Origin of the sequence: Luteolibacter flavescens, from assembly GCF_025950085.1 — a bacterium.
GTDB classification, from domain to species: Bacteria; Verrucomicrobiota; Verrucomicrobiia; order Verrucomicrobiales; family Akkermansiaceae; genus Haloferula; species Haloferula flavescens.
The window spans coordinates 407,906-420,546 of the sequence record NZ_JAPDDS010000004.1; the positions used below are offsets into that span (position 1 = coordinate 407,906).

Here is a 12,641-nt window from a genome sequence, read left to right on the forward strand (position 1 = left end):
ACAGGGTCTCCGTCGGCATCGAGAGCTGCTTCGGGCCGGTCTAATGACCGGCGCTCCCAGGAGCTGCCGCAGGCGGAGTGCTGGCTTTAGCCGGCAAGTCTCCTTCCCCAAAGCCTGCCACCACCCACAAAAGCCCTCCGTCCTCCGTCCTCCGTCCTCCGTCCTCCGTCCTCCGTCCTCCGTCCTCCGTCCTCCGTCCTCCGTCCTCCGTCCTCCATCCTCCATCCTCCATCCTCCATCCTCCATCCTCCATCTCCCATCTCCCATCTCCCATCTCCCATCTCCCATCTCCCCAAAACGATTCAAGGTTGCCGGGACCACCGCCTTCGGCTCCATTGGAGGCTGAATAAATTAAATCCGGAGGACCAACCATCATGCGCTGGGAAGGACGACGTCAGAGTGAAAACGTGGAAGATCGCCGCGGCGGCAGGGGTGGGGGCGGCATCGCCATCGGCGGCGGGCTGGGGACGCTGGTCCTGCTGCTCATCGTGTGGCTGCTCGGCGGGGATCCCATGCAGTTCCTCCAGCAGACGCAGGGTGGCGGTGGCGGGCAGGGCATCGAGGCCCCGGCGTCACCGGAGGAAGAGCGTGCGGTGGCCTTCGTGAAGACCGTGCTCGCCGATACCGAGGAGATCTGGGGCGCGGAATTCCAGCGCATGGGAAAGACCTACGAGGAGCCGCGGCTGGTGCTCTTCCGCGGCACGGTGCAGAGCGGCTGCGGCGGCGCGAGCTCGCAGATGGGGCCCTTCTACTGCCCGGCGGACCGCACCGTTTACATCGATCTCTCGTTCTTCCGCGAGCTGGAGGACAGGTTCGGCGCGGCCGGGGACTTCGCGCAGGCCTACGTCATCGCCCACGAGGTGGGGCATCACGTGCAGAGCCTGCTGGGCATCTCCGGCCAGGTGCAGCAGGCACGGCAGCGCGTGAGCGAAAAGGAGGCGAACGAGCTCTCCGTGAGGCTGGAGCTCCAAGCGGACTTCCTTGCCGGCATGTGGGCGCGGAAGGGCCAGCAGAAGTACGACTTCCTGGAAGAAGGCGATCTCGAGGAAGCGCTGAATGCGGCGAACAAGATCGGCGACGATACCCTGCAGCGCCAGGCGCAGGGCCGCGTGGTGCCCGACTCCTTCACCCACGGCACCTCGGCGCAGCGCATGCGCTGGTTCAAGAAAGGCCTCCAGAGTGATCGATTCGACCCGAACAACACGTTTCAGACCGACGATCTCTAACATCCCCACGAAGCCCGACCCCAATCCCTAACGCCTGATCCACTGGAAAACCCATGCAACGCCGCCCCTTCCTCGCCACCCTCGGAGCCACCGCCGCCGCCTTCACCACCGGAGCCCGTGCCCAGGAGCCACGGCGCGCGGGCAAGAAACTCGGCTGGGCGCTCGTCGGCCTCGGCACGCTGAGCAAGAACCAGCTCGCCCCGGCGCTGCAGAAGACGAAGCACTCGCGCCTCGCCGCCATCGTCACCGGCACCCCGGCGAAGGCAAAGGAGTGGCAGGAGAAATACTCCATCCCGGACACCCACGTTTACAACTACGAGACCTTCGACAAGATCGCGGAGAATCCCGACGTGGATGTCATCTTCGTGGTGCTGCCGAATTCCATGCACGAGGAATTCGTCATCCGCGGCGCGAAGGCCGGGAAGCATGTCTTCTGCGAGAAGCCGATGGCAAACACCGCGGACGAGTGCCGCCGCATGATCGCCGCCATGAAGGAGGCGGGGAAGCAACTCGGCATCGGCTACCGTTGCCAATTCGAGCCGCACCACCGCGAGTGCATGCGGCTGGCGCGGGAGAAGGTCTTCGGCCCGCTGAAATTCATCGAGGCGGGCTTTGGCTTCCAGATCGGGGATCCCACCCAGTGGCGCCTGCGAAAGGACCTCGCGGGCGGCGGCGCGCTCATGGACGTGGGCGTCTATGCGCTGCAGGCCTGCCGCTACCTCACCGGCGAGGAGCCCGTGGAAATCACCGCGCAGGAAACGAAGACCGACCCGGTGAAATTCGCCGAGGTGGACGAGACCATCTCCTGGTCGATGAAGTTTCCCTCCGGCGTCATCGCCTCGGTCATGACCACGTATGCCTTCAATGGCGCGAATTTCTTCACCGCCATCTGCGAGGGCGGGCGCTTCGGCATGGACCCGGCCTACAGCTACGGCGGGCTGAAGGGCTGGACCTCGAAGCCCGAGGTGAAGATCGAGTTCCCCGCCATTGACCACTTCGAGGCCGAGATGGATGCCTTCTCGCAGGCCATTCTCGAGGGCAAGCGCTTCGAGCCTGCGGGCGAAGAGGGGCTGAAGGACCTGCTCGCGGTGGAAGCGATCTACCGCTCGATCAAGGAAGGAAAAGCCGTGAAGGTGGAGACCGTGTGATGATGAATGAAAGGGGGGCGGGCGTGGGCCGGCGGTTCACGCCTGTGTCGACAGGATGCCCCCGCTCCCCGATGCTGCCGCCGCGCATGATCACCCGTTCCTCATTCCTCAAGTCCCTCGCCGCGGTGGCACTGCTGCCGCGAGTCTCGCTCTCGCAGGATGCCCCCGGCCGGTCCGACCTGGCGAAGGCATTCCGCGACGGGATGAAGACGCTGGACGATGTCTTCTGGGTGCCGGAGCTGGCGAATTGGCTGGACCGCCCGGGCAAAGACCTGCGCGGCCACTTCGACGGCAGCATCAATCCTCCCTGGTGGTCCTGCGCGAATGCCGTGGAGGCCATGGTGGACTACATGAATGTCACCCGCACCGGCATCTACGATGCACAGCTCCGCGAGCTGCACGCGGGGAATGTCCTGCGCGGCAGCCGCTTCCCGAAGCTCGCCGAGTCGCTGCGCAAGCAGGGGAAGTGGTCCGCCGACGATGACAAGAAGCTGGAGCGGAAGATGAAGTCGCTCGATCCGCAGAAGATCCACGACAGCGAATTCCGCAACGAGTACCTCGACGACTCCGCCTGGTGGGGTATCGCGTGGCTGAAATTCCACGAGCGCACGAAGGACCCGCGCTACCTGCGCACCGCCGTGGCCATCCACAAGCACCTCGTGGACAACTGGCAAAAGAACGGCGGCGTCTCCTGGGCCGAGGAGGATGACAAGCGCGACCCGAACGCGATCACGAACAGCCTCTTCGTGGTCCTTTCCGCACGGCTCCACCGCGTGACGAAGAAGCGCGAATTCCTCGACTGGGCCGAGCGCACCATCGCGTGGGAAAAGGAGGTGAAGCTCTACGACGGCACCGGCATCGTGGACCGCCCCGGGCACAAGGGCGACTACTGGACCTACAACCAGGGCGCGTATGTCGGCGGCCTGGAAGCGCTCCACGCCGCCACGGGCAAGCAGGTGTGGCTGGACGAGGCCGCGGGCATCGCCACCACCATCATTGAAAAGTCCGGGGTGGTGACGGAGCAGGGGATCTTGTACGAGAAGCTTAGTACCGACGGCTGGGACGTGGGCATGTTCAAGGGCATCTGCGCGCGTTACTTCGGCACGCTCTCCCGCACGCTGAAGCGGCAGAAGATCCACCCCGGCGTCTCCGCACAGCTCGACCGCGTGCTGGCCGCCAGCGCCGGGGCCATCCTGAAGCTCCCGCAGGAAGACGGCCTCTACCCGCTGGAGTGGCAGCAGCCGCCGCGGGCGAAGGTGGTGAACTACAATACGCAGCTCTCCGCGCTGATCGCCGTGCTGGCCGCGATTTGACCGCCCCGCCGGAACGCCGCTTGCCGTGGGGCGGAACGTGGGCGTTAGTGCCACGTCTGCGAAACCATCGGACCCGCATTGCCATGAACTTCCCATTCCACGACCGCCGCGCCGCCTCGCTGCTTTCAAAGGTCCGCGAGGACATCTCCCATCTCCGCAGCGACGTGGGAAATCTCTTCCACCATACCACCAGCCACACGGTGCCGCAGGGGGCACGGGCGCTGGCGGACACCGCCCGGGACCGCATTCTCGATGGCGGGCACTACGCCGCCTCGCGCCTGCGCTCGCTGCGGTCCATCCCGCAGCGGCAGGCCGTGGGCATCGGCGTGCTCGGCGGGGCCATCCTCGTGGGAGGCATCTACGCCGTCATCAAGAGCGAATCCTGCGCCCGGGCCCGCGCCGCCGAACTCGACGAGGAATCGCACGACGATATCCCGGTCTGAGAAAGGGGCTGGGCGTGTAGGTATCGGCCCTTAGAGCGGGTCGGACATTCCATTCACCGCGAAAAACGCCAAAGGGCGCGAAATCTGGAGGCATGAAGAAAGTGCCTTTCTAACAGGTTTCGCGTCTTTTCGCGTTTTTCGCGGTGCTGTCTTTGATCAGAAGCCCGGGAAGTGGCCCGGCGCGGCTATCGGCGATGTCTGTTGGGGAGGATACCGGCACGGGGGGAAATGCCGCGGAAAGGAAACCGTCATGTTCCTGCTATCCGATTTTCGCCCTGATAAGGAATTATACGCTACGCGATCGCGTGAAAAACCCCCGTGGAATCAACGAAATCGCGTAGGTTTGGGGGTATTTGGCCGGTTTTCCCTCTATTATACTTGCTTGGTATTTAAGGGGGGCTTACCGACGCCTTGTCAGTTCTCCCCTTACTCCCCATGAAACTCCTTACATTCCTGTCCGCAGGCGTACTATGCCTGTGCGGAGCGAAAGCTAGCGCCGCCAACCTGGTGATGAGCCTGATGGAGCGCTTCAATGTCATCGCCGGTGATTACACTCCGGGCAATGAGACCGAGGGTTCCGCCCTTGTCTATGGCACCTACAAGCCGGGCAATTCCGCCCAGTTCGGCTTCAACAGCGGACAGGTGTCGAACGACGCCAAGTACACGCTGTGGCTGAACAACGGCGTGGCCAATACCAACCGCACCACGCTGCTCAGCGGCAGCCTCGTGAGCCGCACCCCGGTGACGAGCAGCCAGTTCACGCTGAATGGCAATGCCCCCGGCACCCCGGTGATCTCCACCGGCGAGGGCGCATGGAATGACGCGCTCGCCAGCGTGGGCCTCTCCAGCGTGAATCACCTCACGAACATCCTGACCCTCGCCTCGCAGCAGTGGTCGCAGATGACGCCGAACAGCACGGCCACCATCCCGGGCAACGGCTCCTTCACCTTCAATGCCACGCCGACCCTGATCGACGGCACGCGGGTCGCCATCTTCAATGTCTCCGCTGCCACCCTCTTCGGCAACGGCGGCAACTTCGACCGCCTGGAGCTGAACATGAACGGCGCGGAGACCGTGCTGATCAACGTCTCGGGCACGAACATCGACATCAACAAGAACTTCACCAACGGCTTCACGAACAACGAATCGAAGGTCCTCTTCAACTTCTTCGAGGCGACCTCGATGACGGTGAACAGGAACTTCCGCGGCGCGATCTTCGCCCCGCTGGCAAACGTGCAGCAGAATGGCTCGAACTTCGACGGCTCCGTGGTGGCGGCCAAGCTGACCCAGACCGCCGAGATCCACAACGTGACCTTCAAGGGCAACCTGCCCGCCTCGTCCATACCGGAGCCTTCCGTGGCCATCCTCGCCCTCGCGGGTCTCGGCCTCGCCTTCCGCCGCAAGCGCTGAGCGGGCTGACGGAGCTGTTGTTTCCTACAAACGATCAAGGGCGATCGCTTCCATGAAGCGATCGCCCTTTTCGTTTGGGAAGGGGGAGGAAATCGTGTTCCCCGGTGAGCTTGCCTTGCCCGTGATCGTGGATCAGGGATTCAGCAGCGGCTCGAGCAGTCCGTTGAAGTAGTCCTTCTGTAGCTGTGAAAGTGGCAGGGTCTGCACGGCCTTCTGTGCGGTCAGCGGCTGGATGTCGGCCAGGCTCGGGAAGACCTCTCCGAAGGCGGCGGCCTGCTTCTGCGGGTCCTTGATCTGCTGCACCTGCTGCAGCGCGACGACGGGATCGTCAAAGGCGACCGTGCTGGCGATGGCACCGCGTGCGCGGTCCTGCTCCTGGCCGGCGGGCAGCGTACCGGCCCAGCGGACCAGGTCGTTCGTGGCACCGCCCGCCTCGGTCCATCCGGACACGGTTGCGGGGATGGCGGCTAGGCGCGAGGAGGTGCCGGAGAGCTCGGCCAGCGCACCGGCAGCACCGGCGGGATCCTTGGAAGCCCAGGACTCGAAGAAGTCTGCGACCACGCGGGTGGCGGGATTTGCCTCGGTGCGGAGCTGGCTCCAGGCGGCGGCAGGATCGATGCTGACCCAGGCACCATACACGCTGGCGAGCGCGGCTTCCCCGCCCTGGATGGCGGTCAGGCTGCGCGCCCAGGCGAGCGCGGCGGCGGGGTCGTTCCGCACGAGCGCATTGCCGATCTCCGTGGCGGCGCGCTCGAAGTACTGGAGATTCGGGTCCGGCAGCGAGCGCAGTGCCTGCTCGGCCTGGGCCGGGGTCATGTCTTCAAATTCGCCATCCATCGAGGGGCCCATCTGGCGGCGGTCCGCGAGCACCTTCTCGGTGAAGGCGGCCTGCATCTTCGCCACGGCGTCGCGGTAGATCTCGCCCGCACCGTGCGGGCTGGCCTCCGCCATGGCCGAGAGCACGGCGGCCAGCGCATAGGCGCGGTCGCCTTCGTGGGAAAGCGAGTTCGCCCAGGCGAGGGCGGCGGCGGAGTCATTCGCGCCGAGGTAGGTGCCGATCGCGAGCTGGGCGGCGAGGCGGTTCGGCGTGGACTGGATGCCCGCGGCGAGGCTCTTCGCGGACTCGATGTCCTTTGCCACGAGGTAGGGGATGATGCCGGCGATGGCGCGGTCCTGCTCGATGCCTGCGAGGCGCTGCTGCGCCCAGTCGAGCGCCGTTTCGGGATCGATGCGTGCCACGTTGAGGATGGTGCGCTGGATGATGCTGGAGAGCGTGGGGGAAGTGATGGCCTGGTCGCCGAGACCGGGGATCACCTCCAGGAGGATGGGGCCGAGGATGGCCCAGCGGCGGCCGTTTTCATCGAGGACCTCGAGCTCATTGATGAAGGCGAGGAAGCCGCGCATGTCCGCCTGCATCCAGCTCCGGAGCAGGCCGGGCAGGATGTCGCGGATGATTTCCTCGTTGCCCGAGTCGAGGGCTTCGCGGACGAGCTGTGCCCAGTCCGCCGGCGTCGCCGCGGCCACTGCCGCGGCGAACCGGGTGGCACCGTCATGACCGTCCCACTTGCCCGCCACGGGGGCGGACACGGGTTCCTTCCTTTCGGAAATGGCTTCCGGCTTGGAAGGAAGGGCCAGCCACCAGGTGAGGGCCACGAGTCCTGCGAGGAGCAGGCCGAGGCGGACCCTGGTGGATTTCAGGAGAGCAGTCATGACGGTGCTTGTGGGTTTGGATGGGTCGGGTTCGGGGCGGATCCGGGGTCAGCTCATCAGAGCTTCTTCGGCACGCGGATTTCCAGCACCGTGGCGCTGGTGTTTCCTTCGCTGTCCTCGGCGAGGACGCTCAGCTCCGCGGTCTTCGATCCCGGGGTCAGGTAGGGGAGGATCTCCTCGACGGAGACCGAGCCCTTCCACTGGCGGCCCTTGATGGCGACTGGCACGGACTGGCCGTTCACCCAGGCGCGGATGGTGGCCACGTCGGCCTTCAGGCGGATGTTGCCGCCCACTTCCAGGCGCTTCACACCGGCGGTCTTCTTGGCCGTGGCGCGCTTCTTCACCACCAGCAGCGGCGGGGAGTAGGGCGAGTTCGCGCGGACGTAGGAGTCCATGGTCAGCTCGAAGCTCTCGCCATCGAGCGGCGGCACCAGCGGGGAGACGATGCGCTTCTGGCTGGCGCGCTCGTAGGCGGCGGCCAGGGCCAGCAGCTTGTCATCCTGCAGGAAGCGTCCGACGAACTGGATGGTGGTCGGCTCGACCGATCCGGAGACCTCCACCGTGCCCATCGGGACGGTGACGGCCGGGAGGCTGAAGGAATTGATCAGCGCGCGGGTCAGGTTCGGCAGCGTGAGGCCCGATGCGGTCTTGTTCGAGACGGTCGGGAAGATCAGCGCGTCCACGCCGTTGTCGGCCAGGAAGAGCTCGTAGTCATGGATCATGTACTTCACCGCCTGGAAGTGCTCCACGGTATCCGGGTGGCCCGGGCCGAAGGTGGTCTTCTCCGCGATGGAGGTGCGGTACTGCTGCGGGAGCTGGGTGACGGGGCTGATGCGTGCCACCACCTTGTCGTGGATCTGCTCCGGCGTGTCGCCCGGCAGCGTGACCATGCTGTCGAGGAAGGTCTTGAAGGCATAGGCGCGCGAGCCGGCCACCATGTTGCCGGTGAGGTCCGTGGTGACGGGCGAGTAGAGCTTGCGTGTCGGCGGGGTGAGCACGGTATCCGGCAGCGAGCGGCGGCGGCCGGTGAAGGTGATGTCCAGCTCCGGCGGGGCGGTCACTTCCACCACGGTGGCACCGGCGGCCTCGAGCGTCGCCTTCGCCTCGGCGAAGACCTGCTTGATCGCGCCGGCCACGCCGGTGTCGGAGGTGCCCACGGAATTCGTCAGGATGCCGAATTTCTTGCCCGCGAGCGAGGAAGTGGTGGCCTGGCTGGCGAAGTTCACCGGGCGTGGACGGCCTTCATCGACCGTCACGCTGGACCAGACGTTCGCCGGGTCTTCCTTCGAGGCGGCTTCCATCACGTGGGCATTGTCCACGGCGTAGCGGGTCATGGGGCCGACCACGTCGCGATCCCATGCGAGCGGTGCGAGGCCGCGCACGGAGATGAGGGACTGGCTGGTCTTGTAGCCCACGATGCCCGCGCGCTCGGAGGGGCTGCGGACGGAGCCGCCGGTCTCGCCGCCGAGGGCGAAGAAGGTGAGATTCGCGCCCACGGAGGAGCCGGAGCCGCCGCTCGATCCGCCGGTGGCGAACTCGCGGTTGTAGGCATTCCGCGCCAGGCCGAAGGTCTGGGAATTCGTCGAGCCGGTCGAGGACTGGAAGGTGTCCAGGTTGTTGTGGCCGAGGAAGACAGCACCCTTTTCCTGCAGCGCCTCGATGACGTGGCTGGTGTAGGGAGCGGTGAAGTCCGCCCAGACGGAGATGCCGTCCGTGGTGGCCATGCCCTTGAAGTTGTAGTTGCCCTTCGCGGTGAATGGCACGCCGTGGAGGGGACCGAGATCCACACCCTGGCGGCGCAGCTTGTCCGCGCGTGCCGCCTCGGCGATCACGTCCGGATTCAGCGCGGGCACGGTATTCAGGCCGATGGGGCCGGTCGTCTTGTCGTAGGCCGCGATGCGGTTCAGGTAGAGCAGGGTGAGCTCCACGCTGGAGAGTTCACCGAGGCGCATGGCCTCCTGGACGTCGTCGAGCGTGGCGGTCTCCAGGTCGAAGGTCTTGATGACCGGCACGGTGGACTCCGCCGCTCCGGCGATCCCGTAGGTGATGCCGGCGAAGCAGATGGACAGTATGAGCGAGGTGGTAGGTCGGGTCTTCATGTACATGGTTGAGGAGCATTCCGTGAATGCATGCGGACCCACCGGTCGAAACCGCAAATGGCTCGGGGGGAAGCCGGGGAGTCAGCGCCCCGATAGCACCCGACATGCCAGCGGGACGGCTGTCCTATGATTTTCGTTAGGATGGGGGAGGACACGTAATGAAATAAATTCAGGACCGCCGATCTGACGACAGATGTCGTCACTTCAAACGCGCGCGATTTTCCTGTCACACTTCCGCCGCGTGCGGGGGATGATGGATGACATGAGCGACCGCAATGATGCAGCCCTGCTGGAGGCGTGGTGTGCCGGAGCCTCCGAGGAGGCCTTCGCGGCGCTCGCACGTCGCTACGGCGGACTGCTGTATCATGCGGCGCTGCGGCGGACCGGACGCGATGACCTCGCGGGCGAGGCGGCCCAGAATGCGCTGCTCATCCTCGCGCGGAAGGCCCCGCGGCTGACGCACCTGCCCAGTCTCTCCGGATGGCTCCACCGCACCGCCTGCTATGAGGCGTCGAAGATCCTGCGCCGCGAGCAGCGGCACCATGCGCGTATGAAACACCTGATGCCGCCGGACGAGGAAGGCGAGTCCACGTGGAAGGAGATCGCCCCGCTGCTGGATGAAGCACTGGACGCGATGGGCGAGAAGGATCGCGAGGTGATATTCCTGAAATTTTTCGACGGCCTGAGCTTCGAGCAGATGGCGCGTCGCTTCGGCGGCGAGCCCGCGGCGTGGCGCCAGCGTGGATCGCGCGCCATCGAGCGGCTGCGGACTTATCTGACAAGGCGCGGCGTGGCGGTGAGTGCCACCGTGCTGACCACCGGGCTGGGCACCTCGTTCACGCAGGCCGCCCCTGCGGCTTTCCTCGCATCGCTGCCATCATCCGCATCCGCAGCATCCGCCGCGCTCTCGTGGCAGACGCTCACCTTCCACTCCATCCATCTCATGAAAGTGAAACCTGCCGCGGCGCTCGCGGCCGTCCTGCTTCTCTCGCTGGTGCCGCTGGGCATGCAGGCGATGGCCATCTCCGAGGCACGCGACCGCATCGGATTGTTAGAGAGCGCGCATGCCACGTCACCCGTGGCACCGTCGCGGCAGATGGCGTCATCGTCATCACGCGCGGGCAGCGCGATGAATCTCGTCGCGCTCGCGGATGCACTGCTCGCCGCGGAGCAGGGGGACCTGGTGAAGCGCTTCACCACGGAGAGGAAGATCGAAGCGATGGGCGCGGATGAGCTTGAAGCGTTGCTGAGGGAGTCGGCGGGGCTCGAGCTGGGAGCGGACCAGCGGGTCGCGCTGGTGAAGGCATTGTTCCGCCAGTACTGCCGCGTCGCGGAGAAGTCGGGCCTGCCCGGTGAGCGGGTGATGGAGCTGGTGGTGCTGCTCGCGCCTGCCATGACCTCCGGCCAGGGAACGCTGTGGGATCTCGCGGGAGGAAACCTGGACCGCTGGGTGGAGGCGGATCCGGATGCGGCGGTGGCGTGGTATCGCCAGATGGCCAGGCCCGGCTCCTCGAATGACACCGGCGTGCTGGTCGCGCGGGCATTCGATGCGCTGGAGCGGCGCGATTCGGCGGAGGCGCTGGCCTTCTATCGCTCGCTGCCGGATGCGGAGAAGTTCTCGCTGATCGGCGGCGGTGGTGGCGCGGACCGGCCGCAGGAGATGCTCGGCCTCGCCTCGGAGATCGCGGATGAGCGGCTGCGGTTGCTTTCCATGAATGCGATCTTCCACCGTGCCGACGGCCGCTCCCCGCAGGAGGTGCGCGGATGGCTGGCGGGGCTGGATCTGGACGGGAGCCGGGCGGAGGAGCTGCTGGCCATCGCTGCCTCCGGTCCGCGCGGCGAGGTGACTGCGGAGGACGCCGCGCGACGGATCGAGTGGCTGCGCGAGTCCGCGGACGGACTGGATGTCCCGCACGCCACCGGCATGCTGCTCACGGGCCTGGCGACCTCCCGTCCGGATGCCGCGGCGGCGATCCTGGATGCCGAGTGGGCGCGCCGGCCGGACGAGCGGATGCTGGCCACCTACATGACCCATGGAGTGAAGAGCGAGCTGCTGGTGCTGGATGCGATCCCGCGTGCCGCCCTCATCTCCGACCCAGAGCTGCGCGACTCGGCGCTGCGCACCATGCTGCTGACCTCGCGCAAGGAGGAGGATGCCCGTGAACTCGCACGCAGGGGCGGGCTGCCAGCAGAGGAGATCGACCGGCTTTTTTCACGCTGACTCCCACAGACTATGAAAGCCACCTTGCCCCTCATCGGCATCATCATCGCCACGGCCCTCGTCACCGGCTGGTGGCAGCGGCGCGAGCTCGCGCGGCTGGAGAGCCGCGAGGCGGAACTGGCCGCGAAGTACGGCGTGCATCGTAGTTCAGGGGAAGCCTCCGCGTCCGGGGCCGCGCGTCGCGATGCACGGCCATCGCTGGATGCCGCCGGCTTCGTCGGGCTGATCGCGCGGTCCGCTCGCGATGGCAGCCGCCCGGGCGCGCGGGACCGGGCCTCGCTGCGGGATCACATTTCCACGGCCTCCGGGCGCGAGCTCAGGGAGTGGGCGGTGGCGCTGCGCGACAGCGACGTGCCGGAGGATCTGAAGAAGGACGTGCTGGCCTCTCTCGCGCCTCGCCTCGCGGAGAGCGACCCGCGGCTGGCGGCGGAGCTAGTGCTGGCCGGGGACGATGGCCTGGCCTTCCGCTCCGTGATGCGGACGTGGCTGGCGGCGGATGCCCCGGCGGCGGCGGCGTGGCTGGCGGGGATCAAGGCCCCGGAATTCGCGCAACCCGGCGGCTTCGATTTCCCCGTACTGGCACTGGCGGCACAGGTGGCGGCGGACCCGGGGAATCCCGCGGTGCTGCTGGAGGCGGATGGCGCGATGTCCCGCTCCTCGCTGGAGGAGCTGTCATCGATCCTCGCGCCACCGGATTTCTCGGCCACGCTGCACCGCTTCTCCACCGCCTCGGACCTGCCGGAAAATGTGCGTATGCACGTGATGGGCATCGCGCTCGCGAATCACCGCGACCCCGCCGAAGCGCGCCAGATGCTGCTGGATGCCACGCTGGATCCGAATCACCTGGCGAGGGTGACGGCGGCGATGATGCGCGAGCAGGACCCGGCCTCGCGGGCGGCCACCATCGAGTGGGTGCGCGGCCTTCCGGAGTTTCCGTTGAAGGTGGACCTTCTGACCCTGGGCTCCTCATTGCAGGAATGATGGCCACCCCGCAGGCATCGTCTTGTGCGTATGTCCGGAGATGTGGCTGCCGCGTGCGCGTGCGGCACGTAGTTGAGTGTGATGGCTTGC

9 protein-coding genes are annotated in these 12,641 nt (G+C 66.4%); 7 read left to right on the plus strand and 2 right to left on the minus strand.

The features are described 5' to 3' along the window. Positions 1 to 374: 374 nt before the first annotated feature. The 5 genes from ypfJ (at position 375) to OKA04_RS09730 (ending at position 5,540) form a co-directional block, all read left to right on the plus strand. Positions 375 to 1,226, plus strand: a complete 852-nt coding sequence (gene ypfJ, locus OKA04_RS09710; RefSeq protein WP_264500957.1) for a KPN_02809 family neutral zinc metallopeptidase — start codon at positions 375 to 377, stop codon at positions 1,224 to 1,226. A gap of 53 nt (positions 1,227 to 1,279) precedes the next feature. Next, complete coding sequence (locus OKA04_RS09715) at positions 1,280 to 2,374, plus strand: Gfo/Idh/MocA family protein (protein ID WP_264500958.1); 1,095 nt, start codon at positions 1,280 to 1,282, stop codon at positions 2,372 to 2,374. An 86-nt stretch (positions 2,375 to 2,460) separates the two neighbouring features. After that, positions 2,461 to 3,687 carry a glycoside hydrolase family 76 protein gene (locus OKA04_RS09720; RefSeq protein WP_264500959.1) on the plus strand — a complete coding sequence of 409 codons (1,227 nt, stop codon included), beginning with the start codon at positions 2,461 to 2,463 and terminating at the stop codon, positions 3,685 to 3,687. Between the two features lie 83 nt (positions 3,688 to 3,770). After that, the gene (locus tag OKA04_RS09725; protein ID WP_264500960.1) at positions 3,771 to 4,130 is read left to right on the plus strand and encodes a hypothetical protein; all 360 of its coding nucleotides are present in this window, start codon (positions 3,771 to 3,773) and stop codon (positions 4,128 to 4,130) included. A 435-nt stretch (positions 4,131 to 4,565) separates the two neighbouring features. Beyond that, complete coding sequence (locus tag OKA04_RS09730) at positions 4,566 to 5,540, plus strand: choice-of-anchor A family protein (RefSeq protein WP_264500961.1); 975 nt, start codon at positions 4,566 to 4,568, stop codon at positions 5,538 to 5,540. A gap of 132 nt (positions 5,541 to 5,672) precedes the next feature. Here the strand turns inward: OKA04_RS09730 and OKA04_RS09735 are convergent, their stop codons facing one another. Together OKA04_RS09735 and OKA04_RS09740 are read right to left on the minus strand one after the other, a co-directional pair. Next, complete coding sequence (locus OKA04_RS09735; RefSeq protein ID WP_264500962.1) at positions 5,673 to 7,250, minus strand: hypothetical protein; 1,578 nt, start codon at positions 7,248 to 7,250, stop codon at positions 5,673 to 5,675. 56 nt (positions 7,251 to 7,306) lie between these two features. Continuing rightward, on the minus strand, positions 7,307 to 9,349 hold the full coding sequence (locus OKA04_RS09740) for an amidase (RefSeq protein WP_264500963.1): 2,043 nt from the start codon (positions 9,347 to 9,349) through the stop codon (positions 7,307 to 7,309). A gap of 262 nt (positions 9,350 to 9,611) precedes the next feature. Here OKA04_RS09740 and OKA04_RS09745 point away from each other — a divergent pair, with 262 nt between their 5' ends. Further along, the gene (locus OKA04_RS09745) at positions 9,612 to 11,570 is read left to right on the plus strand and encodes a sigma-70 family RNA polymerase sigma factor (protein WP_264500964.1); all 1,959 of its coding nucleotides are present in this window, start codon (positions 9,612 to 9,614) and stop codon (positions 11,568 to 11,570) included. A gap of 12 nt (positions 11,571 to 11,582) precedes the next feature. Continuing rightward, entirely contained in the window at positions 11,583 to 12,551 is a 969-nt protein-coding gene (locus OKA04_RS09750; protein ID WP_264500965.1) for a hypothetical protein, read from the plus strand. Positions 12,552 to 12,641 lie beyond the last annotated feature (90 nt).